General features: G+C 68.3%; 19 protein-coding genes and 1 pseudogene. 8 read left to right on the forward strand and 12 right to left on the reverse strand.

Translation table 11 applies throughout. The features are described from left to right. The first annotated feature begins 4 nt into the window (after positions 1-4). Positions 5-508, forward strand: coding sequence for a lipocalin-like domain-containing protein (locus G3M62_RS05555; protein ID WP_165185373.1), 504 nt, complete (start codon positions 5-7; stop codon positions 506-508). A gap of 16 nt (positions 509-524) precedes the next feature. Here the strand turns inward: G3M62_RS05555 and G3M62_RS05560 are convergent, their stop codons facing one another. From G3M62_RS05560 to G3M62_RS05575, 4 genes are all read right to left on the reverse strand, one after another. After that, the gene (locus G3M62_RS05560; RefSeq protein WP_165185375.1) at positions 525-1,649 is read right to left on the reverse strand and encodes an ankyrin repeat domain-containing protein; all 1,125 of its coding nucleotides are present in this window, start codon (positions 1,647-1,649) and stop codon (positions 525-527) included. Positions 1,650-1,843: 194 nt separating this feature from the next. After that, positions 1,844-3,253, reverse strand: coding sequence for an efflux transporter outer membrane subunit (locus G3M62_RS05565; RefSeq protein WP_165185377.1), 1,410 nt, complete (start codon positions 3,251-3,253; stop codon positions 1,844-1,846). Position 3,254: 1 nt separating this feature from the next. Further along, positions 3,255-6,407, reverse strand: a complete 3,153-nt coding sequence (locus G3M62_RS05570) for an efflux RND transporter permease subunit (protein ID WP_165185379.1) — start codon at positions 6,405-6,407, stop codon at positions 3,255-3,257. A 12-nt stretch (positions 6,408-6,419) separates the two neighbouring features. Further along, the gene (locus tag G3M62_RS05575; protein ID WP_165185380.1) at positions 6,420-7,583 is read right to left on the reverse strand and encodes an efflux RND transporter periplasmic adaptor subunit; all 1,164 of its coding nucleotides are present in this window, start codon (positions 7,581-7,583) and stop codon (positions 6,420-6,422) included. 189 nt (positions 7,584-7,772) lie between these two features. Between G3M62_RS05575 and G3M62_RS05580 the strand changes: the two genes are divergently transcribed. Both G3M62_RS05580 and G3M62_RS05585 read left to right on the forward strand, forming a co-directional pair. After that, positions 7,773-8,372 (forward strand): TetR/AcrR family transcriptional regulator, encoded by a 600-nt coding sequence (locus G3M62_RS05580; protein ID WP_165185382.1) that lies wholly within the window; start codon positions 7,773-7,775, stop codon positions 8,370-8,372. 231 nt (positions 8,373-8,603) lie between these two features. Then, positions 8,604-9,353, forward strand: a complete 750-nt coding sequence (locus tag G3M62_RS05585; RefSeq protein ID WP_165185384.1) for a YceI family protein — start codon at positions 8,604-8,606, stop codon at positions 9,351-9,353. 52 nt (positions 9,354-9,405) lie between these two features. Here G3M62_RS05585 and G3M62_RS05590 read toward each other — a convergent pair whose 3' ends face one another. The 3 genes from G3M62_RS05590 to G3M62_RS05600 form a co-directional block, all read right to left on the reverse strand. After that, positions 9,406-10,266: a GDSL-type esterase/lipase family protein gene (locus tag G3M62_RS05590; protein ID WP_165185386.1), complete on the reverse strand. Its 861-nt coding sequence runs from the start codon at positions 10,264-10,266 to the stop codon at positions 9,406-9,408. A gap of 154 nt (positions 10,267-10,420) precedes the next feature. Beyond that, entirely contained in the window at positions 10,421-12,037 is a 1,617-nt protein-coding gene (locus G3M62_RS05595; protein ID WP_165185387.1) for a family 43 glycosylhydrolase, read from the reverse strand. A 278-nt stretch (positions 12,038-12,315) separates the two neighbouring features. Continuing rightward, positions 12,316-13,752 carry a sugar porter family MFS transporter gene (locus G3M62_RS05600; RefSeq protein ID WP_165185389.1) on the reverse strand — a complete coding sequence of 479 codons (1,437 nt, stop codon included), beginning with the start codon at positions 13,750-13,752 and terminating at the stop codon, positions 12,316-12,318. Between the two features lie 285 nt (positions 13,753-14,037). On the opposite strand from G3M62_RS05600, the gene G3M62_RS05605 reads away from it, so the two are divergent. Further along, a complete protein-coding gene (locus G3M62_RS05605) occupies positions 14,038-16,224 on the forward strand; it encodes a TonB-dependent receptor domain-containing protein (protein ID WP_165185391.1) in 2,187 nt (728 codons plus the stop codon). Here the strand turns inward: G3M62_RS05605 and G3M62_RS05610 are convergent. Continuing rightward, positions 16,221-16,694: a hypothetical protein gene (locus G3M62_RS05610; RefSeq protein WP_165185393.1), complete on the reverse strand. Its 474-nt coding sequence runs from the start codon at positions 16,692-16,694 to the stop codon at positions 16,221-16,223. The two genes, G3M62_RS05605 and G3M62_RS05610, sit on opposite strands and share 4 nt — an antisense overlap. 194 nt (positions 16,695-16,888) lie before the next feature. Between G3M62_RS05610 and G3M62_RS05615 the strand changes: the two genes are divergently transcribed. Both G3M62_RS05615 and G3M62_RS05620 read left to right on the forward strand, forming a co-directional pair. Then, positions 16,889-17,239: an ArsR/SmtB family transcription factor gene (locus G3M62_RS05615; RefSeq protein WP_165185395.1), complete on the forward strand. Its 351-nt coding sequence runs from the start codon at positions 16,889-16,891 to the stop codon at positions 17,237-17,239. Then, entirely contained in the window at positions 17,232-17,702 is a 471-nt protein-coding gene (locus G3M62_RS05620) for an SRPBCC family protein (protein WP_165185397.1), read from the forward strand. The genes G3M62_RS05615 and G3M62_RS05620 overlap by 8 nt, the downstream gene beginning before the upstream one ends. Before the next feature lie 51 nt (positions 17,703-17,753). On the opposite strand, the gene xylD is transcribed toward G3M62_RS05620, so the two are convergent. After that, entirely contained in the window at positions 17,754-19,535 is a 1,782-nt protein-coding gene (xylD, locus tag G3M62_RS05625; protein WP_165185399.1) for a xylonate dehydratase XylD, read from the reverse strand. Continuing rightward, positions 19,522-20,397, reverse strand: a complete 876-nt coding sequence (gene xylC, locus G3M62_RS05630; protein WP_165185400.1) for a D-xylonolactone lactonase — start codon at positions 20,395-20,397, stop codon at positions 19,522-19,524. Before xylC ends, xylD begins: the two co-directional genes overlap by 14 nt. Between xylC and G3M62_RS26885 the strand changes: the two are divergent. Then, positions 20,396-20,522, forward strand: a pseudogene (locus G3M62_RS26885) (hypothetical protein); the annotation flags it as partial. The gene xylC and the pseudogene G3M62_RS26885 overlap by 2 nt on opposite strands. Positions 20,523-20,537: 15 nt before the next feature. On the opposite strand, the gene xylB reads toward G3M62_RS26885, so the two are convergent. Both xylB and G3M62_RS05640 read right to left on the reverse strand, forming a co-directional pair. Continuing rightward, complete coding sequence (gene xylB, locus G3M62_RS05635) at positions 20,538-21,317, reverse strand: D-xylose 1-dehydrogenase (RefSeq protein ID WP_165185402.1); 780 nt, start codon at positions 21,315-21,317, stop codon at positions 20,538-20,540. Beyond that, a complete protein-coding gene (locus tag G3M62_RS05640; RefSeq protein WP_165185404.1) occupies positions 21,314-22,465 on the reverse strand; it encodes a fumarylacetoacetate hydrolase family protein in 1,152 nt (383 codons plus the stop codon). The genes xylB and G3M62_RS05640 overlap by 4 nt, the downstream gene beginning before the upstream one ends. Before the next feature lie 198 nt (positions 22,466-22,663). Here G3M62_RS05640 and G3M62_RS05645 point away from each other — a divergent pair, with 198 nt between their 5' ends. Continuing rightward, positions 22,664-23,041, forward strand: coding sequence for a DUF427 domain-containing protein (locus G3M62_RS05645; protein WP_165185406.1), 378 nt, complete (start codon positions 22,664-22,666; stop codon positions 23,039-23,041). Positions 23,042-23,045 lie beyond the last annotated feature (4 nt).

Below are 23,045 nucleotides of genomic sequence, written 5' to 3' on the forward strand. Positions count from 1 at the left end.
CGAGATGAACTTGACCCAAAACCGCCGCCTTGGCCTCGGCCTGACGCTGGCGACGACCCTGCTCGCGACGGCCGCGACGGCCGCCGAACCCTCCCTGGCGGGAACCTGGACGCTGACGGCGGCCGATCGTCTGAAGCCCGACGGCACGCGCGCCCGCGACTACGGCCAGCATCCCAAGGGGCGGATGATCATCGACGGCCAAGGGCGCTACAGCTTGCAGATCTTCGACGGCGACCGCCCGCGCATCGCCTCGGGCGACAAGGCCACGGCCACGCCGGCGGAACTGGCCGGGGCGGTGATCGGATCGTCCACCCACTACGGGACGGTCGCGATCGACTCCGCCGCCCACGTGCTGGTGTTCAAGATCGAGGGGGCGTCCTTTCCCAACTGGGACGGGACCGAGCAACGGCGCAAATACGTGCTGACCACCGGCAGCCTCAGCTACCAGGTGCCGACGCCGCGACCGGATGGCTCGATCCCGATCTCGGAGTGGCGGCGCGAGCGGTAGGTACGGGAAGGGGCTGTCATCGCGTATAGGCGGGCGGCTGCAGCGGCGTCGGCGTCGGATTGAGCGCCACCCAACGGACGGCCAGTTCGCACAGCCCGGCGCCCGCGCCGTCGATCTCCCGTACCTTGGCGATCAACTGGGCGGCCCGATCGCGATCCGCGTCGGGCAAGGGCTGCCCGGAACCGATGTGGGTCAGGAAGGCGCGGGTCATCTTGCCGTAGTCGGCGTCCCAATTCGCCGCGCCGTTCCGGTCGACCTCGTCGGCGACGCGACCGGCGATGCGGATGACCTCGCCCTGGACGGTGGAGGCGGGACCTTGCGAGGGGACCAGCAGGGTCCACAGCTCCTGATGCTGGTCCTGCCAGCGTGGCGATCTGGCGACGATCGGCGAGCGACCGTCGTACATCTGGCGGCGGGGAACGGGCGGCGCGTCGAACAGCGCATAGAGGCGATCGAGCGCCGCGCTGGTCGCCTCGACGGAGTCCGGATTGAACCCCGCGCGATGGAACTCGAAGTTCTCGCCGATACGCTGCACGAAGGCGCGCATCTGCGGCGTGACGGGCGTCCGCTCGTCGCGCCCGCCCGCGAAGACGCGCTTGACCAGGCTACTCAGGCCGCTGGCGCGAGGCGGGGGCGTGTCCGCCGCGAGCAGCAACGCGGCGATCGTCGCCATGGGTTCGATCTGGCTGTTGCTGCAGTACTGCAGCGCCGCCGCCAGCGGAGACAGGCCCGACGCGTTGAGGACGTCGGCGCGCGCGCCCCGGTCGAGCAGGGCGCGCACGGCCTCGGCGTTGCCGGACTTGGCGGCCATGTGCAGCGGGGTCGCCGCCTCATGGTCCGTCGCGTGGACGTCGGCGCCCAGGTCGAGCAACGTCTCGACCTCTCTGAACCGGCCTGAGGCGAGGTTGTGCAGCGGTGTGCGGTTATAGGTGTCCCGAGCCTCCAGGTCGGCGCCTTGCTCGACCAGCCAGCGGGCCAGCTCATCCGGGCAATCATAGAACGCCAGCGTGGTCTGCTTGCCATAGCCGCCGCGCGCGTCGAGTTCGCAGGTCTCGAAGACCCCCTTGAGCGCGGCGAGGTCGCTGGTCTTCAGAAGCGACGCAAAGTCCTTCGGAAGAAGCTTCTTCTTGGCCTTTGGCATGTGTCCCCCTGCGCCGTGATCGGCGCGCCCAGGCTAGCGCACAGTCTCCGGCGCGATCCAGACCCCTTCCAGAGTCTTGCGCCAGGTTGGAAGGGGCGCGCGGGATTTGGGGGGAGCGCGCCCCTTCCGGCTTGGCGACGTCGGGGGGCGACGCCGCTAGCACTCCCCCGCTGGGGACGGGGGATCGGTGTAGCTCAGCGGCTGGCGGGAGCCCCGCCGCCGAGCGCCTTGTACAGCGTGGCCAAGTTGGTCTCCCGCGCCAGGCGGGCGACGATCAGGGTCTTCTGCGAGGTGTAGAGCGTGCGCTGGGCGTCCAGCACGGTCAGCGAGCTGTCGATCCCCGCGCCGTAGCGGGCCTGCGACAGGCGGACCGAGACATTGGCGGCGGCGACCAGGCGCTCCTGCGAGCCGACCCGTTCCTGGATCGTCGACTGCACGGCCAGGCCGTCGGCCACTTCGCGGAAGGCGGTCTGGACAGCCTTCTCGTAGTTGGCGACGGCGATGTCGCGACCGGCCTTGGCGCTGTCGAGATTGGCCACGTTGGCCCCGCCGGCGAAGATCGGCAGGCTGACGCGCGGGGCGAAGCTCCACGTGCCGTTGCCGCTGTCGAACAGGCTGCTCAACGAGCCGCTGGCGACCCCGGCGGCGGCCGTCAGGCTGATGCTGGGGAAGAAGGCCGCGCGGGCCGCGCCGATATTGGCGTTGGCCCCGGCCAGCTGATGCTCGGCGGCCAGCACGTCCGGACGACGCGTCAGCACGTCGGACGGCAGGCCGGCCGGCAGGTCGCGCAGGATCTGGGCCGTGACCAGGCCGCCGGCCGGCAGCAGGTCGGCGGGCACGTCGGCGCCCACGGCCAGGCGCAGGGCGTTCTTGTCCTGCTCGACCAGGGCGATCGCGGTGGCCACGTCGCTGCGGGCGGCCTCGATCAGCGTCTCGGCCTGGCTGACCTCGAGCTGCGAGATGGCTCCGGCCTCGAAGCGCTTGCGGATCAGGACCATGGTGTCCTGACGGGTGCGCAGCGTTTCCTGCGACAGGTCCAGCAGGTCCTCGTCGGCGGCCAGGTTCAGCCAGGCGCTGGCCGTCTGGGCGATCAGGCTGATCTGAACCGAACGGCTGACCTCGCGGGTGGCCAGGTAGTTCTGCAGGGCCACGTTGTTCAGGCTGCGCACGCGGCCGAACAGGTCGATCTCCCACGAGGTGACTCCGACGCCGGCGGTGTAGGCCTCGACGTCGCGCGAGACGCCCGGCTGGGTCTGGGCGGACGAATTCTCGCCGCGCGTCCCCGTCGCCGTGGCGGCCACCGACGGCACGAGGGCCGCGCGCTGGATGCGGTACTGGGCGCGGGCCTGCTCGATGTCGAGCACCGCCACGCGCAGGTCGCGGTTGTTGTTCAGCGCCAGGTCGATCACGCCTTGCAGGCGCGGATCGATGAACACCTCGCGCCAGCCCAGGTCGGCGGCGGAGGCCGCCGAGCTGGTGTTGGCGCCGGCGATCGGCCAGGCGTTGGCCACCGGCAGGGCCGGGCGCACGGTCGGCGGCGCCAGGGTGCAGGCGCTCAGGGCCGAGGCCGCGAGCAGGGTGAGGGTCAGGTTACGCAGAAGCATCTCAGTGGCTCTCGGCCGGAGTCGTGACGGCCTCGTCGTCGTGACGACGCGGCTTGGGTTTGAAGATCTTCTCGACCAGCACGAAGAACAGCGGGACGAAGAAGATCGCCAGCAGGGTGGCCGAGATCATGCCGCCGATCACGCCCGTGCCGATGGCGTGCTGGCTGCCCGAGCCCGCCCCGTTGGAGATCGCCAGGGGCAGCACGCCGAACACGAAGGCCAGCGAGGTCATGATGATCGGACGCAGACGGATGCGGACCGCCTCGACCGTCGCCTCGACCAGCTCCATGCCCTGTTCGTGCAGGTCCTTGGCGAACTCGACGATCAGGATGGCGTTCTTGGACGCCAGGCCCATGGTCGTCAGGAGGCCCACCTGGAAGTAGATGTCGTTGGACAGGCCGCGCAGGCTGGTCGCCAGCAGGGCGCCGACGATGCCCAGCGGGATGACCATGATCACCGACAGCGGGATCGACCAGCTCTCGTACAGAGCCGCCAGCAGCAGGAACACCACCAGGATCGAGATGCCGTAGAGGGCCGGAGCCTGGTTGCCCGACTCGCGCTCCTGGGCCGACAGGCCGGTCCATTCGAAGCCGATGCCTGGCGGCAGCTGGGCGGCGATCTTCTCCATGGCGGCCATGGCCTGGCCCGAGCTCTTGCCCGGGGCGGGCGAGCCCTGGATGTTGATCGACGACAGGCCGTTATAGCGTTCCAGGCGCGGCGAGCCGTAGACCCAGTGGCTGGTGGCGAACGACGAGAACGGGGCCATCGTGCCGGTGCTGGTGCGGACGTACCAGTTGTTCAGGTCCTCCGGCCGCATGCGGTAGGGCGCGTCGGCCTGGACGTAGACCTTCTTGATCCGGCCGCGGTCGATGAAGTCGTTGACGTAGGAGCCGCCCCACGCGGCGCTGAGCGCGGCGTTGATGTCGGCGGTGGTCAGGCCCATCGCCCCGGCCTTGGCCTGGTCGATGTCGATCTTCAGCTGCGGGGTGTCGTCCTGGCCGTTGGGACGCACGCCGGCCAGGGTCGGATCCTTGGAGGCCATGCCCAGAATCTGGTTGCGCGCGGCGACCAGGGCCTCGTGACCGACGCCGCCGGTGTCCTGCAGCTGGAAGTCGAAGCCCGACGAGGTGCCCAGTTCCGGCACGGCCGGCGGCACGATCGCGAAGACCATGGCGTCGCGGATCTGCAGGAACTTGCCCATGGCCCGGCCGGCGATGGCCGGAGCCTTCTGCTTGGCGGCCTTGCGCTCGTCGAAGTCCTTCAGGCGGATGAAGGCCAGGCCGGCGTTCTGACCGGCGCCGGCGAAGCTGAAGCCGGCGACGGTGAAGACCGCGTGCACCGAGTCCTTCTCGTCGACCAGGAAGTGGTTCCGCACGGTGTCGAGCACGCGCTGGGTGCGCTCCTCGGTGGCGCCGGGCGGCAGCTGGACGATGGTGAACATCGTGCCCTGGTCTTCCTCGGGGAGGAAGGCGCTGGGCAGGCGAATGAACAGGAAGCCCATCACCAGGATGACCACGCCATAGGCGACCATCCAGCGGCCGCTCTTGCCCAGCAGCTTGCGCACCGAGCCCTGATAGCGGTTGCTGACGTCGTTGAAGTTACGGTTGAACCAGCCGAAGAAGCCCTTGTCCGAGGTGGTGTGGCCCTTGCTGACGGGCTTGAGCAGGGTGGCGCAGAGGGCCGGCGTCAGGATCAGGGCGACCAGCACCGACAGGGCCATGGCCGAGACGATGGTGATCGAGAACTGTCGGTAGATCACGCCCTGCGAACCGCCGAAGAAGGCCATGGGCACGAACACCGCGGCCAGGACCAGGGCGATGCCGATCAGGGCGCCGGTGATCTCGTTCATCGACTTGCGCGTGGCTTCGATGGGCGACAGCCCTTCCTCGCTCATCACCCGTTCGACGTTCTCGACCACGACGATGGCGTCGTCGACCAGCAGGCCGATGGCCAGCACCAGGCCGAACATGGTCAGGGTGTTGATCGAGTAGCCGAAGGCCGCCAGCACGCCGAAGGTGCCCAGCAGGACGACCGGCACGGCGATGGTCGGGATCAGGGTCGCGCGCCAGTTCTGCAGGAACAGGAACATGACGATGAAGACCAGCACGACGGCTTCGACCAGGGTCTTGATCACTTCCTCGATCGACAGCCGCACGAACGGCGTCGAGTCATAGGGGATGACGTACTTGAAGTTGGCCGGGAAGCTCTTCTCCAGCTGGGTCATCCGCGCCTTGATGGCGTCGGCGGTGTCCAGGGCGTTGGCGCCGGGGGCCAGCTTCACGGCCAGGCCGGCGGCGGGCTTGCCGTTGTACTTGGCGCCGAAGCCGTAGTTTTCCGCGCCGAGCTCGACCCGGGCGACGTCGCGCAGGTGGACGATGGCGCCGCCTTCGCTGTTCTTGACGATGATGTCTTCGAACTGGGCCGGGGTGGTCAGGCGCGACTGGGCGGTGATCGTGGCGTTCAGGGCGGTGCCCGGCACGTTGGGCACGCCGCCCAGCTGGCCGGCCGAAACCTGGGCGTTCTGGGCGCGGATGGCGGCCTGCACGTCGGCCGGGGTCAGGCTGAAGCTGGCCAGCTTGGTCGGGTTCAGCCAGATGCGCATGGCGTATTGCGCGCCGAACAGCTGGACGTCGCCCACGCCGTCGACGCGGCTCAGGGGGTCTTGCAGGTTGCTGGCGATGTAGTCGGCCAGGTCGGTGTTGGTGGTCTTCGGATCGTCCGAGTACATGCCGACGATCAGCAGGAAGTTACGCGCCGACTTGGCGACCGTCAGGCCTTGCTGCTGCACTTCCTGCGGCAGGAGGGCGGTGGCGGTCTGCAGCTTGTTCTGCACCTGCACCTGGGCGATGTCGATGTTGGTGCCGGCCTTGAAGGTCAGGGTGGTGGTGGCCGAGCCCGAGCTGTCGCTGGTCGACGACATGTAATCCAGGCCGTCCAGGCCCTTCATCTTCTGTTCGATGACCTGGGTGACGCTGTCCTCGACGGTCTTGGCCGAGGCGCCGGGATAGACCGCGCTGACCGAGACCTGGGGCAGGGCGATGTCGGGGTACTGGGCGATCGGCAGGGTGCGGATGGCCAGCACGCCGGCCAGCATGATGACGATCGCGACAACCCACGCGAAGATCGGCCGGTCGATGAAGAAACGGGAAAGCATGACGAACCGGCCTTACTGAGCAGCAGCGGTGGCGGTGATGACGGCCGGCTTCACCGGAGCGCCGGGACGGACCTTCTGCAGGCCCTCGACGATGACCTGGTCGCCCGGGTTCAGGCCCGAGGTCACCAGCCACTTGTCGCCCACCGTCTGGGCGGCGACGATCTGGCGGGGCTCGGCCGCGCCCTTGGCGCCGACCACCATGACGGTGGCGTTGCCCTTGGGGTCGCGGCTGACGGCCGGCTGCGGGATCAGCATGCCGCTGTTGGCCACGCCCGCGCCGAGCACGGCGCGCACATAGAGACCCGGCAGCAGCACGCCGTTGGGGTTGTCGAAGGTGGCGCGCAGGCCGACCGAACCGGTGGTCGGGTCGACGGTGACGTCCGAGAACTCCAGGCGGCCCGGGATCGGATAGGTCGAGCCGTCTTCCAGCTTCAGGGTCACCTGGGTCGAGCCCGAACGACCCAGCTTGCCGCTGTTGAACGCCGCCTGCAGCTTCAGCATCTCGGCCGAGGACTGGGTCAGGTCGACATAGATCTTGGACAGGTCCTGGACCGTGGCCAGGGCGGTGGCCTGGCTGGCGGTGACCAGGGCCCCGGGGGTGACCGAGCTCTTGCCGACGCGGCCCGAGATCGGGGCCAGCACCTTGGTGTAGCCGAGATTGATGCGGGCGCTGTCGACGGCGGCCTTCTGGGCGGCGACGTTGGCGGCGGCCTGCAGGCTGGCGGCCTGGGCGTCGTCGTTATCCTGCTTGGAGACCGCGTTGATCTCGACCAGACCCTTGTAACGATCGGCCTTCAACTTGGCGGCCGTGGCGGTCGCCTGGGCCTGGGCCAGGCCGGCGGCGGCGCTGTTGTAGGCGGCCTGATAGGTGGCCGGATCGATCTGGTACAGCGGCTGGCCGGCGCGGACATAGCCGCCTTCCTGGAACAGCCGGGCCTTGATGATGCCGCCGACCTGCGGGCGCACTTCTGAGACCAGATAGGCCGAGGTGCGGCCCGTCAGTTCCGAGGTCAGGGTGACCGGCTCGGTCTTGGCGACGATGACGCCCACCGGCGTCGGGCCGCCCGGGCCCATGCCGCCGGCGGCGCCCTTGCCTTGGCCGCAGGCGGCCAGGGTCAGGGCGATGGCCGCCAGGGAGGCCGCCGACAGAGCGGCGCGAGAACGGTCGAAGGACATGCAGAAAACCCCAGGAGCGACAGGGCGTCGCAGGCTTTAGCCTTGACGACGCCCTGATGGTAACCAACATGAGAATGAACGTTCATTCTCAGCGGGGCTGGACATAGGTCCGAGGTTGTCGCAAGTCAACCTCGGGGGTCCCGTCCAGCCTGATCGTGACGGGAATTTAATTGGGAAACGAAGCTTTCGATGGTCGATGACGCCAACACGACGCTGAGGCCGACGCCCGAGGCGCGGCGGCAGCAGATCCTGGACGCCGCGTGCGATTGCGTGCGGCAGGCCGGGTTCCATGGCGCGAGCATGGCCGAGATCGCCAAGGCCGCTGGCCTCAGCGTCGGCCAGATCTATCGCTACTTCGAGAACAAGGAGGCGATCATCGCCGCCATCGTCGCCCAGGACCTGGCCGAGATGCGCGAGAAGTTCGCCGAGATGGAAAGCCGGCCGGGCGACCTGGTCGACGCCATGACCGAGCACATGCCCGAGGCCGTCGACAAGTGTTTCGACCTGGGCCGCGCCGCCCTGACCCTGGAAGTCCTGGCCGAGGCCAGCCGCAACCCCAAGGTCGCCGCGATCCTGCGCGCCGCCGACGAGCAGGAGCGCGTCTACGCCCAGGCCATGCTCAACCGCTGCCGCAAGCCCGAGTGGACGGAGGCCGAATTCCAGGCTCGCTGCGAGGCCGTGGGGCTGCTGTTCGACGGCATGGTCATCCGGGCGGTCAATCACCCCGACACCGATCGCGCGCCCCTGGCCCGCGTTCTGGTCGCGACGCTTAGACAACTGCTGAGCTGAAGCCGCGTAGCTGCTCAAGAACCGTCTCCGAGGGGGTGCGGTCGGACCAACGTCACGCTGGACAACAGCGCTAGGCGTTACCTAACGTCAAGTCGCAACGATAAAAAGTCGGTTCCGATGTCGGACCCTCCCGCGCTCGTGCGTCCTTCGTGGGATCGCACGCCTCGGATTTGACCGGGGACGGGCGCGGCGGACCGTCGGCGGCCGCCACAGTGGAACAGGGAAGACGCCATGACCTATCCGACCGCTCGTCCGCACGCGCCGCGCACGGCTCTCTGGCTGACGGCCGGGGCCGCCGCCCTGGCCCTGGCGGCCTGCTCGCCTCCGACCGCCAAGCAGACCGAGGCGCCCGCCGCGCCGGCCGCCGCCGCGCCCGCGGCCGACAAGTTCGTCATGCCTAAGGTGCCGGCGGGCGACTACACGCTCGACCCGACCCACGCCAGCCTGGAGTTCAAGGTCAACCACCTGGGCTTCTCGCACTACACCGCGCGGTTCACGACCTTCGACGCCAAGCTGAAGTTCGACCCGGCCAATCCTTCGGCCTCCAGCGTCGAGGCGACCATCGATCCCAAATCGCTGTTGCTGAACGCCCCGCCGGCCGGCTTCAAGGACGAGCTGACGGGCAAGAACTGGCTGGACGCCGGCCAGTATCCGACCATCACCTTCCGCTCGACCAAGGTCGAGGTCACCGGGGCCAACACCGCCAAGATCACCGGCGACTTCACCCTGCACGGCGTGACCAAGCCGGTGGTGCTCGACGCCACGTTCAACGGCGGTTACGAGGGCTTCTCCATGGATCCCCACGCCCGGGTCGGTTTCTCGGCCCATGGGACGTTCAAGCGCTCGGACTTCGGCGTCGCCGCCGGCATTCCGGCGCCGGGCACGACCATGGGCGTCAGCGACGCGGTCGAGTTCAGCATCGAGACCGAGTTCAGCGGCCCGGCCTGGGTGGCGCCGCCGGCGGCCGCTCCGGCGCAGTAGCGGGACGCGCTCGCGATTGGGGACATGCGCATGCGCATGTCCCCGGCCGGCGCTACGGCACGAGGTTTCGCGCCAGCGCCGGAACCGCTTCCGCCAGACCCTGGGCGATGATCTCCGAACAGGCCGCCGCGCCCTCGGGACCCAGGTGCGTGTAGTCGAACAACGGCTCGAACCTTCCGGTGACCGGCGGCGCAGCGGGGGCTGGGGTCGGCGGATCCATCGGCACGGGCGCGGCGCCCGGGATCGGCGGCTCGTAGAACTTCACCCCCACGGTCGTGCCGCCGGCGATGGCCTTGGCCAGGGCGGGCGAGGGCGGCGCCTCGGCCCAATCGCCGGCCTTCAGCGGGCCCAGGGCCTGGGCGGCCGCCGCGCTGCGGGCGTTCAGGTCGACCAGCGGCGTCCCGGTCTCGGCGGCCACGGCGCGAACCGCCCGCGCCCACGGGACCAGGTCGTCGACTAGCTTGCCGTCCTTGAACTGCCGGCGCGACAGGGGCGTGACCAGCACCGGGTGGGCGCCAGCCGCGCGGGCCTCCTCGACATAGCGTTTCAGGTTGGCCGGGAACTCGGTCGCAAGATCGGTCAGCCGCTCGGCCCGGCCATAGGCGTCGTTGTGGCCGAACTGGATCAGCACATAGGTGTCGGCGAACGCCCCGCCCTTCATCTCGGCCAGGGCGAGGGTCCAGGAGCCTTCTGATCGATAGGTCTTGGTGCTGCGCCCGCCGCGACCCAGGTTCACGCAGGCGACGTTCGAGGTGATCCGCGTGGCGCAGAACGCTCCGCCCCAGCCGCTGTTCACGGCGGTGGTGGAATCGCCGACCAGCACGATCTTGGTCGCCTTGAACGGCGGCGGATCGGTCTGGGCGAGGGCGGGGGTGGCGAAGAGGGCGGCGGCGAGGAGCAGGGGTTTGAGCATGTCAGCGTCGCTCTTCTTCGTTGTCATCCCGGAAGCCTCGTAGAGGCTGTCCGGGACCCAGGGGACTGGGCTGATACGTTGCGGTTCACCTGGGTCCCGGACAAGCGCTGCGCGCTTTCCGGGACGACAACCTGATGAGGTCTGGAAGAAAGCTCTAGGCCAGCGCCCGGTACCTGAACCCCTTGAACCGCGCCGAGCCCTTGCCCGCCGCGTAGAGGCCCGGCTTCAGCATCAGGAAGCCGCCGCGCACATTGTGGTGGTAGCCCGAGACCTCCATGCCCCGGTCGAAGCGCTTCCAGGTCTTGCCGCCGTCACCGCTGGTGTGGAAGCTGACGATGTGGCGATCGTTGCGCAGCCGCAGCAGCATCTTCGACCCATGCGGATTGGCCGGCCGGCCGCGCTCGATGCCGTATTGGTGGGTGACGAAGTTCTTCGCGTCGAACCCCAGGCCGCAATAGAGCTGGCGGTCGTAGAACAGGATCAGGCCGGCGCGGGTGTCGGGATCGACCTCGATCTCGCACTCGATCTCGTAGGCCTGGTCGCCGTTGACGAAGATCAGCGGCGCGCCGGTGGAGGGGGCCTCGCCGGCGCCCTTCAGGGTCATGACGCCGTTGGCCCGGCTGATGCGCCCCGCGTCGCTGGGCTTGGGATCGAAGAAGCTCCACTGCACCCCGACCTTGTCGGTGGTGAAGTCGTCCGACAGCGCCTTGCCGTGTGGAACGGCCTTGCCGCCCTTGGGCTTGGGGAGGGGCATCGAAAGATCGCCGCCGCCGACCTCGAACCAGCCGTCCTTGGTCCAGGTGACCGGAGCCAGCAGGGTCTGGCGGCCCAGGGTGTAGAAGCCGTTTTCGTAGCCGTGATAGACGGTCCACCAGTCGCCGGCCGGGCCCTCGACCAGGGTGGCGTGGCCGCGCGACCACCATTTCTCGCTGTTGTTCGTCGTGCGCACGACCGGGTTCTTGGGATCGTCCTCCCACGGACCGGCCAGCGACTTGGCGCGGGCGACGATGACCATGTGGCCGGTCGGCGGGCCGGCCGTGCCGCCCACGGCGGTGACCAGGTAATAGTACTCGCCGCGCTTCATCACCTTGGGGCCCTCGGGCGAGAAGCCCTCGACGTCCCAGTCGTCCGGATAGCGCCACGGATTGTAGACGTGCTCGGGCTGGCCCACCGTCGACAGGCCGTCGGGGGCCAGCTGGATACGGTCGCCGCCCGACAGGAACAGCCAGCGCACGCCGTGCTCGTCGACCACGTGGCCGGGGTCGATGTAGCGGGGCAGCTTCAGGTCGACCGGCTCGCTCCACGGGCCCTCAATCCTGTCGGCCCAGATCACGTAGCTGGTGTTGTTGTCGGGGAACTTGGCCGGCAGGAAGATGTAGTAGCGGCCCTGGTGCTTGCAGAGCTCGGGCGCCCAGATCGAGCCGACATTGGTCTTCAGGGCGGCCGTGACCGGCGTCCAGTTCACCAGGTCCTTGGAGTGCCAGATCAGCAGGCCCGGATAGGCGTCGAACGACGAGTGGGTCATGTAGTAGTCGTCGCCGTCCTTGAGGATCGACGGGTCGGGATGGTCGCCGGCCAGGATGGGGTTGAGGAAGGTCCCGTTCCCCAGGTCGGCCTTGCGCTGGCCCTCGACGCCCTTGACCCAGGTCGGACCGGAGGTCGGCTTGCCGGGCAGGGTCCCCATCTGGGCGTCCGCGACGGCGGGCACGGCCGCGACGGCCGCGCCGGTCAGCAGCGAGCCCAGGGCTCCTCGGCGATTGATCTGGACCATCTGTTTCCTTCCTTCGACGCCTGCGACGTTGGTCCGTCGCTGATTGATACCGGTAACTTTAGGGTGGTCGCGGCGTGAATGTCCACCGGTGTCATCGAAGATAACGTTGTCAACATGAAACGAAAAACGCCCGGCGGACAGAGCCGCCGGGCGTCTTGGATTTTTTGGAGATGCTCCCCCTCTGGGGGGGAGCTGTCGCGGAGCGACTGAGGGGGTCTTTCGGCGACGCCGCGCTGCCCCCTCCGGCCCTCCGGGCCACCTCCCCCAAAGGGGGAGGATCAGCCTTCCATCGCTTCCAGTTCCTTGCCGCGCGTCTCGTTGATCAGCTTCTGCACGAGGAAGAACGAGACCACGGCGCTGAGCGCGTAGAAGCCGTAGGTCATCGGCAGGCTGTGGGCGGCCATCGAGGGGAAGCTGACCGAGATGGCGAAGTTGGCGATCCACTGGGCGAAGCCGGCGACGGCCAGGGCCGAGCCGCGCATCTGGTTGGGGAACATCTCGCCCAGCATCACCCACATCACCGGGCCCCAGCTGAGATTGAAGAACACCACATAGGCGTTGGCGGCGAACAGGGCGATCAGGCCCGTGTTGCCGGCCAGGTGCAGCGCGCCGTTCACGGTGGTGGCGGTCGAGAAGCACCAGGTCAGGATACCCAGGGTCACGGCCATGCCGGCCGAGCCGATCAGCAGCAGCGGCTTGCGGCCGATCTTGTCGATCAGGCCGATGGCCAGCAGGCAGGCCAGGATCGACAGGGCGCCCGACAGGATGTTGATCTTCAGGCTGTCGTCCTCGGTGAAGCCCACCGACTGCCACAGCACCGAGCCGTAGTAGAAGACGATGTTGATGCCGACCAGTTGCTGGAAGACGGCCAGGACCAGGCCGGCCCAGAGGATGGCGCGGATCTTCTTGGTGTTGGGGTCCAGCAGGTCCGACAGCTTGGGCTGGTGGTCGGCCGACAGCGAGGCGCGGATTTCGGCGACCTTGCCGGCGCCTTGACCTTCGCCGAACAGGCGCGAGAGGATCTTCTCGGCCTCGGCGTCCTTGCCCTTGGCGACCAGGAAGCGCGGGCTTTCCGGAATGGCCAGCAGGGCGAAGAAGAAGACGGCGGCGGGGATGGTCTGCATCCAGAACATCCAGCGCCAGGCGGGCAGGCCCAGCCAGAACGGCGCGGTCGAGCTGCCGGCGGTGTGGGCCAGGATGTAGTTGGCCACGAACGCGCCGGTCAGGCCGGTGATGATCATGATCTGCTGCACGGACGACAGGCGGCCGCGAATGTTCGCGGGCGTGACTTCCGAGATGTAGACGGGGCAGAGCACCGAGGCCGCGCCCACGCCCAGGCCGCCGATCAGGCGGAAGACGATGAACACCAGCGAGGTGTGCGAGGCGCCGCTGCCCAGGGCGCTGACCAGGAACAGGAGCGCCGCGACGATCATCACGGTGCGGCGACCCCAGACGTCGGCCAGACGGCCCGCCGCGAAGGCGCCGAAGGCGCAGCCGAGCAGGATCGCGCCGACGTTCAGGCCGGTGCCCAGCTTGCTGAGGCTGAAGGCCTTCTCCAGGCCTTCCTGCGTGCCGTTGATGACGCCGCTGTCGTAGCCGAACATGAAGCCGCCGATGGTGGCGACGGCCACGATGGCGGCGATGAAGGCCATGTTCACCTTGGCGCCGTCGGCGCTCATGCCCGGACTCGGGCCGGCGTTGATTACAGATGCCACGTTCTTTTCCCCGATGGGCCCGAAGGCCGCGTTTGATCCCTAACGAGCCCTGGACTGGGGCCTTTGGTTGGGCTTGACCTTAATGTTAGCGGTATCAGGTCGCAAGCGCCCTCAACGCCCCAGGCTTAAGGCGCAATGGCAACGTTGTCATCCCTGCGACACAGGGCTTTGCACGAGAACATGACCGAAAAGACATTTGCCTAGGCGGGCGAGTTGGCCTCTTTCGCGCCTCCAAGTCGTGGTCAAGCTACACCTTGCCGCTTCAGTATCCGTCGGGGGATTTCCGTGCGTCTCAAAGTTCTGCTGCTCGCCGCCACGGCGATCCTTTCGCCAGGCCTGGCCTTCGCGCAGACGGCGCCCGCGCCGGCGGGCAAGCCCGCGTCCGCCAAGCCGCCGGCCAAGACAGGCGACGCCGCGACCGCCGTCGAGGGCGTGACGGTGACCAGCGACTCCACGGCCATGCGCACCTCGATCGATCGTCGCAGCTACAGCGTCGCCAACGACCTGTCGGCCAAGACCGGATCGATCGCCGACGCCCTGCGCAACATCCCCTCGGTCGAGGTCGACGTGCAGGGCAATGTCAGCCTGCGCGGCGATCCCAACGTCACGATCATGATCGACGGCAAGCCCTCCAGCATGTTCAACGGCGACGGCAAGGCCGACGCCCTGCAGCAGATGCCGGCCGACCAGATCGACCGCGTCGAGGTGATGACCAACCCTTCGGCCGCCTATCGTCCCGACGGCACGGCCGGGATCATCAACCTGATCACCAAGCAGACCCACAAGCCGGGCGCGACCGGCTCGGTGAAGCTGAACCTCGGCCCCCACGGGCGCTACAACACCGGCGTCACCGGCAATCTGGTCAAGGGCAAGCTGACCCTGTCGGGCGACGCCAGCTATCGCTACGACCGCCAACGGTTCTGGTCGGTGGACGAGCGGGAAGATTCCGTCAGCGGCGAGCGCACCGTGCAGGACAGCGCGTTCACCAACGCCGGCGGCGCGGTGAACCTGCGCGGCGGCGTCGACTACGCCCTGACCAAGAAGGACCGCCTGAGCGGCGAGGTCCGCTATCGCGGCCTGGACTATTCCACGGGCGGCCAGGACAGCTACGCCACACTGTCGCCGTCCACGGGCCCGGCCTATGTCCGCGACAGCGACACCGACATGCATCGCCAGAACAGCGCGGTTAGCGGCGACTGGCGTCACCAGTTCAAGGGCGCCGAGCACGAGCTGGACGCCCACCTGGAATACGAGACGACCGACTTCAAGCGCGCGGGTCACGCCTTCATCGACAACGCGACCAGCGCCGACGCCTACGAAATCTACGGCTACGGCGCCGAGCAGGACCGGATCAACTTCAAGCTCGACTACACCCGTCCCATGGCCGGCGAGGCCAAGCTGAAGGCCGGGCTGGACTTGGAGGGCGTCGACAACGACTACGACAACCACGGCTCCAGCGGCGCGTCCCTGGCCAGCCAGGCCGTCGATCCGCGCCGGACCAACCGTTTCCTCTACGACCAGGACGTCTATGCCGGCTACGTCACCTACGAGCGGCCGTTCGGCGACTTCACGGTGCTGGGCGGTCTACGGGCCGAGCAGGTCGAGATCCGCACCGACCAGGTGACCTCGGCGCAGAAGGACGACAACAGCTATTTCAAGCTCTATCCGTCGCTGCACATGGGCTACACCCTGAGCCAGACCCAGACCCTGACGGCCAACTACAGCAAGCGCGTCCAGCGTCCGCAGGTCCAGGACCTCAACCCCTATCCGGTCTATCTGGACCCCACCAACTACCGGGCCGGCAATCCCGACCTGAAGCCGCAGATCACCGACTCCTACGAGCTGGGCTGGCAGTACCGGAAGGGGCCGGCCTCGTACCTGGCCACGGCCTATTACCGGCGGAGCCGCGACGGCGTGACCGACGTGGTGCGCGACCTGGGCGACGGGGTGTTCCTGACCACGCGCGAGAACCTGGCCACGAGCCGCAACGGCGGGCTGGAGCTGGTGGCCAACGGCAAGCTGACGCCCAAGCTCAGCTACAATGTCAGCGCCAACGCCTTCTGGAACGAGATCGACGCGGGCAATCTGGGCTTTTCCGGCACGCGCTCCGGCACGACGCTGTCGGGCCGGGCCAGCCTCAGCTGGCAGGCCACGCCCAAGGACTTTTTCCAGCTGAACGCCCTGACCTCGGGCAAGCGCCTGACGGCGCAGGGCTACCGCGAGCCGATCTCGTTGCTGAACCTGGGCTATCGCCGCAAGGTCAGCGACAAGCTGAACTTCGTGGTCACCGCCAACGACGTCCTGGACGGGTTCAAGGACGTCACCGTGATCGACACCGCGCGGCTGCACGAACGTATCGAGCGGACGGCGAACGTGCGCGCGGTGTTCTTCGGCTTCACCTACGCCTTCGGCGGCGGCAAGGCGCGGCCCGAGGCGTTCGACTTCGGCACGGGCGCGCCGGCGGGCAACTAGCGGGGACCGCCCAGCGTATAGCCGCGACCGGTCAGGCAGGCGGCGCGCGCCTGGTCGAACCCGGCCTGGGTGGCGGCGACCTGCTGCTCGGCGGCCTCGTTCTGGGCGCGGGCCGCGCGCCGGTTCTTCGAGCGCCGCATGACGCCGCCAGCGACCGCGCCGGCGACGGCCGCGTCACCCGCGTCGCCGCCGGAGATGGCGCCGATGCCCGCCCCGACCGCCGCGCCCTTGACCCTGGCTCCGCTGCCCGTCACCGGCGCGGCCGAGGCCTGGGCCACGACGGGCGGATGCATCGGGTCGAAGCCGGTCTGCTGGGTGGCCCAGTGCGAGCAGGCCGTCTCGTCCTTCTGTTGCTGGGCCTGGCTCTGACCCTTGGCGGGATAGGCGTATTGGGCGCCGGCCGAACCGGCCATCGCCAGCTCGCCGACCACCAGCGCGACCACCAGGCTTGCTCGGATCCTGGGCTTCATAGAGCGGCTCCCGTCCTGAGGCCCGCACCCGCCCTCACGGCGAGCCGGGCCTGGAAAGACCAAGCTTTGCGCGTCGCCGGGCTGGCGGCCATCGGGACATCGCCGCAGGAACGCCTGGGCAAATTGCCTAGTCGGCGAGGCGTCTGACGTCGCCCCTTGCATGTTGCAAATCCTCTCGCTACATACTGAACCAAATGGTTCAGTATGTAACATCCCGCCTCGACGCCTCATTCGCCGTGCTCTCGGACGCCACGCGACGCGGCGTGCTGGAGCAACTGGGACGGTCGGACGCTTCGATCACGGAGCTCGCCGACAAGTTCCACATGACCCTGACGGGGATGAAGAAGCACGTCGGCGTCCTGGAGCATGCGGGGTTCGTCACCACGCAGAAGGTCGGGCGCGTGCGGACCTGCAAGCTCGGTCTACGCAGGCTCGAGGAAGAGGCGGCCTGGATCGAACATTACCGACAGCTCTGGGCCTCGCGCTTCGACGCCTTGGACGGGGTTATCGAGGACTTGAAACGCAAGGAGGAAGCCAATGACTAACCCCACGACGATCGAACGGAAGTCCGATCACGAGCTTGTCGTCACGCGCACTTTCAACGGCCCGGCGCGCATCGTGTTCGAGGCCTGGACCAAGCCCGAGCTGATGAAGCTGTGGTGGGCGCCCAAGTCGTCGGGCGTGCCCCTGCGGTCCTGCGAGATGGACGTTCGCGTCGGGGGCGGGTACCGCCTCGAGTTCGGAAAGGACGCCGCGTCGTCCTTCGCGTTCTTCGGCCAGTACCTCGAAGTGGAGCCGCCCTCGCGCCTCGTCTGGACCAATGAGGAAAGCCAGGACGCCGCCGTCACCACGGTGACCTTCGAGGACCGGGACGGCCAGACGCTGCTGACCCTGCACGAACGCTATCCCACGAAGGAAGCGCTCGACGAGGCCATGGCCGGCATGGCGGACGGCATGCCCGAACAGTTCGAGCAGCTGGACGCGCTGCTCGCCGATCTGGGCAAGTAATCGTCGCTCAAACAACAAGGCCCCGGATCGCTCCGGGGCCTTGGGTCGTCTCTAGTGGTTGTGCCGGGGCAGCTTGCTGGCCAGGTCCTGGTACTTGACCGCGAACTCCAGCACCCCGCCGGTTTCCAGCTGGCCCGTGTGGGCGCGGTAGATTTCCTGCCAGGGGGTCATGGTCGCCGGGACGGCCGGGATGCCTTCCTTGCGGCGCTCGGCGATCGTCGCCTCGTCGACCAGGGCGTCGCAGCGGCCGGTGTTGAGGTCGATGCGGATCGTGTCGCCGGTGCGCAGCCACGACAGGCCGCCGCCGATCGCGCTTTCGGGCGAGGCGTTGAGGATCGACGGGCTGTCGGCGGTGCCCGACTGGCGGCCGTCGCCCAGGGTGGGCAGGCTCATGATGCCGCGCTTCAGCAGGGCGTCCGGCGGCTGCATGTTCACCACTTCCGCCGAGCCCGGCCAGCCGATCGGACCCGCGCCGCGGATCACCAGGATGCAGTGCTCGTCGATGGCCAGGGCCGGGTCGTTGATCCGGGTGTGATAGTCGTCCGAGCCGTCGAACACGATGGCGCGGGCCTCGAAGATGTCTTCCTGGCCGGGCTTGCTGAGGTAGCGGGCGCGGAAGTCGGCGCCGATGACGCTGGACTTCATGATCGCGAAATCAAACAGGTTGCCCTTCAGCACCAGGAACCCGGCCTTTTCGGCCAGGGGCTCGGCGTAGGGGAAGATCACCTCGCGGTCCTTGGTCTCGCGACCTTCCAGGTTCTCCGCCATCGTCTTGCCGGTCACCGTCAGCACGTCGCCGTGCAGGCGGCCCTGCTGCAGCAGTTCCCACAGCACCGCCGGCGCGCCGCCGGCCCGGTGGAAGCGCTCGCCCAGATACTTGCCGGCCGGCTGCATGTTGACGATCAGCGGGATGTCGTAGGCCGCGCGCCAGTCGTCGGCGGTGACTTCGAGCCCGGCATGCCGCGCCATGGCGGCGATGTGCGGCTGGGCGTTGGTCGAGCCGCCGGCCGCCGCGACCAGGGCGATGGCGTTCTCGAACGCCTTCTTGGTCAGGATGTCCTTGGGCTTGATGTCCTCATAGGCCAGGTCGACGATCCGCTGGCCGGTGCGATAGGCCATCTGGCCACGCTCGCGATAGGGGGCCGGGATGGCCGCGCAGCCGGTCAGCGACAGGCCCAGGGCCTCGGCGACGGCGTTCATGGTCGAGGCCGTGCCCATGGTGTTGCAGTGGCCGGCCGAGGGGGCGCTGTCCGAAGCGCGCTGGATGAACTCCTCCTCGTTGATCTCGCCGGCCGCCAGCTTGCGGCGCGAGCGCCAGATCACGGTGCCGGAGCCGACCAGCTCGCCTTCGTGCCAGCCGTCCAGCATCGGGCCGCCCGACAGGACGATGGCCGGGATGTTGACCGTGGTGGCGGCCATGATGCCGGCCGGGGTGGTCTTGTCGCAGCCGGTGGTCAGGACCACGGCGTCGATCGGATAGCCGTGCAGGGTCTCGACCAGGCCCAGATACGACAGGTTCCGATCCAGGGCCGCCGTCGGGCGACGGCAGTTCTCGAAGATCGGGTGGACCGGGAACTCCATCGGAATGCCGCCGGCGTCGCGGATGCCGTCGCGGATCCGGGTGACCAGGTCCAGGTGGATGCGGTTGCACGGCGAGATGTCGCTGCCGGTCTGGGCGATGCCGATGATCGGCTTGCCGCTGCGCAGTTCCTCGGGCGTGATCCCGTAGTTCATGAACCGCTCCAGATAGAGGGCGGTCATGTCGATGTGGTCGGGGTTGTCGAACCAGTCGCGCGAGCGGAACCGGCGGGGCGTTCGATTAGGGGCGGTCAAGACGCACCTCGTACTGGGGTTGGCCGGCGACGGCGACAGGCAGGGCGAACAGGCCGCCGCAAAGCGGATAGGCGGCGAGTTGCTCGTCGCTCAAACCCTTGCGGGCGGTGGTGAAATAGACGGTCTTCAGGTCGGGGCCGCCGAAGCAGGGCTTGGTGACGTTGATGGCGTCCAGGGTGATGCGGTCGACGATCTCGCCCTGGGGGGAGATCCGCAGGGCGCCATGGCCGCCCCACAGGGCGGTCCAGACATAGCCTTCGCTGTCGACCACCGAGCCGTCGGGCCAGGCGTCGTCGATCTCGACCTTGAAGAATTGACGCTTGTTGGACAGCTGGCCGTCGGCGTCCAGGTCGTAGGCCCAGATCACCTTTTCCAGGGTGTCGGTGTGGTAGAAGGTCTTGCCGTCGGGCGACACGCAGGGGCCGTTGGTGATGCAGATCTCACCGTCCTGGCGCAGCGGTTCTCCGCCAGCGCTCAGGCGATAGAGCGCGCCGGTCGGGATGGTCTCGGCGTCGTGCATGGTGCCGAACCACAGCCGGCCTTCGCCGTCGACCGTGGCGTCGTTCGGGCGATTGTTCAGGTCCGCGTCCTCGATCTGGCCGAGGAAGGCGAAGCCGGTGGCGGGATCGAAGTGGTGCAGCCCGCTCTTCAGCCCGGCCACGAAGCCGCCGCCGGCGCGGGGGGCCAGGAAGGTCACCTGGTCGGGAGCGTCGAAGCTGGCCGTCTCGCCGCTGGCCGGATGGAAGCGGTGGACCTTGTGGCCCTTGATGTCGACGAACCAGATCGCCTGCTCCTCGGCGGACCAGATCGGCCCCTCGCCGAGGGTGGCCTTCAGATCCCAGACGCAGGTGGGGGTAGGCATTCCAGGTCTCCGCAAAAGCTACTGCCGAGGGCCCGCCCTCGTCCTTCGACAAGCTCAGGACGAGGGCTATTGCCGGGCCCCGCAGTAGAAACCCTCATCCTGAGCTTGTCGAAGGACGAGGGTTTCGCATCCGAGATCGATTAACGCCAGCCGGCGTCGATCCAGTATTCGTGACCGGTGCACAGGCTCGCGTCGTCCGAGGCCAGGAACATCACCAGCGAGGCGACGTGGTCGGGGACCAGGCGGCCCTTCAGGGCCTGGGCCTTGACGATCTCGGCTTCGCCCTCGGGCGTGTACCACTTCTCCTGGCGCTTGGTCTTGACGTTGCCCGGCACCACGCAGGTGACGCGGATGTCGTCGGGGCCCAGCTCGCGGGCCAGGGCGCGGGTCATGCCCTCGATGCCGGCCTTGGCGGTCTCGTAGAGGACCAGGTCCTCAAGACCCAGGTGCCAGCTGATCGAGCCGAAATTGATGATCGCCCCGCCGCCGCGCGCCTTCATGCCCGGGGCCACGGCCTGGGTGCAGAACAGCATGTGGCGCAGATTCACATTGATGCGCTCGTCCCAATAGGCGGGCGTCACCTGGGCCAGCTTGTGGCGGTCGTCGTTGCCGGCGTTGTTGACCAGCACGTCGATGGGACCGATGTCGGCGAAGGTCTTGGCCACCGCGTCCAGGTCGGTCAGGTCACAGCGGATATAGACCGGCGCGATGCTGGAGCCCGCCAATTGCGCGGCCAGCGCCTTGGAGTCCTCGTCGGCGACGTCGAGGAAGATCACCTCGGCGCCCTGGCGCGCGAAGCCGGCGACGATGCCCGCGCCGATGCCCGAGCCGCCGCCGGTGATGACGACGCGCTTGCCCTGGAGGCTGGGATAGATGGCTGAGGAGGTGCTCACTTGGGGACGCTTCACTTCAATGTTCATAGCAGGCCGCGGCCGGCCAGATTGCGGATCAGGGCGGAGACGCCGAACGTCCACGGGGCGGCGAGATCGCAGGTGGTGACCTCGTTCTCCAGCACGCCCAGCTTGGGGGTGGCCACGCGCACGCGGTCGCCGACCTTGTGGGTGAAGCCCTGGCCGGCGGCGTCGCGGTCCTGGATCGGGGCGAACATCGTGCCCAGGAACAGGGCGAAGCCGTCGGGATACTGGTGCTGCTTGCCGAACGCCTGACCGGCCAGCACGGCGGGATCGCGGCTGATCAGGCTCATGTTGCTGTGGCCGTCGAGCACGAAGTTGTCGCGGCCGGTGATCTTCAGCGTCACTTCCGCCGAGCGCACGTCGTCCAGCGAGAAGCCGTCGTCGAACAGGCGGAAAAACGGGCCGATGGCGCACGAGGCGTTGTTGTCCTTGGCCTTGCTGAGCAGCAGGGCCGAGCGGCCTTCGAAGTCGCGCAGGTTGACGTCGTTGCCCAGCGCGGCGCCGCGGATCTGGCCCTTGCCGTCGCACAGCAGCACGACTTCCGGCTCGGGGTTGTTCCAGTGACTGTCGCTGCGCACGCCGACATGGTCGCCCCAGCCCATCGAGGACAGGGTCGGGCCCTTGGTGAAGATCTCGGCGTCGGGGCCGATGGCGACTTCCAGATATTGCGACCACAGGCCGTCGGCGATCAGGGTCTGCTTCAGGCGCTCGGCGCCCTCCGAGCCCGGATCGACGCTGCGCAGGTCGCCGCCCATGCTGGCCGACAGCTGCTCGCGGATCTTCAGGGCGGCGGCGGCGTCGCCGCGCGCGCGCTCCTCGATCACCCGCTCCAGGGTCGAGACGGCGAAGGTGACGCCGGCGGCCTTCAGGCATTGCAGGTCGACCGGGGCCAGCAGCTTGGCGGCGGCGCCTTCCGGGTTCTCCCAGACGGCGCGCACGTCCAGCGCTTCCAGCGGACCCAGGTCCTCGCCCTTGGGAATCGCCGCGCCGGGGGCGAAGGCGTTCATCAGGTCGGACGTCGTGGGCGCGATCTTGCTGACGTCCTCGATGCGGCCGCCACGGATCAGGACCGGCGTCGGGCCTTGGCCGAAGTCGATACGGCCCAGCAGGGTCGCGTCACGCCAGTCGTCGGGAAGGAAATCACTAAGGGCCACCGGTCGTCTCTCCCTGGCGGGCGCGCTGGACCGGTCTTGACTCGCCGCCCACGCCCCCCGTCATTTGTCGCCGACGTTGTTAGCGCTAACACGACGCCGAGCGCAAGCCCTGCCGCACGGTGGAAATCACGCCGCCGCCCTAGCGGAAGGGGCGCGGCGCGACCACTTCAGAGGCGCAAACTCCAGCAGGACAACGCCATGACCGAGCGGCCGATCAAGATTCCGGGACCCGACCATCCGATCACCGTCACGCACAATTCCAAGCGCGTGATCGTCACCCTGGCCGGCAAGGTCATCGCCGACACCCGCGACGCCCTGATCCTGAAGGAGGCGTCCTATCCGGCGGTGCAGTACATCCCGCGCAAGGATGTCGACATGGCGCTGCTGGAGCGCACCGATCACGCCACCTATTGCCCGTACAAGGGCGAGGCCTCGTACTTCAGCATCCCGGCGGGCGGCGAGCGGTCGGTCAACGCGATCTGGACCTACGAGTCGGCCTATCCGTCGGTGGCGGCGATCCAGGATCACCTGGCCTTCTATCCCGACCGCGTCGACGCGATCACCGAAGAGGCCTGACGGC

It is taken from the genome of Caulobacter soli (assembly GCF_011045195.1).
GTDB classification, from domain to species: domain Bacteria; phylum Pseudomonadota; class Alphaproteobacteria; order Caulobacterales; family Caulobacteraceae; genus Caulobacter; species Caulobacter soli.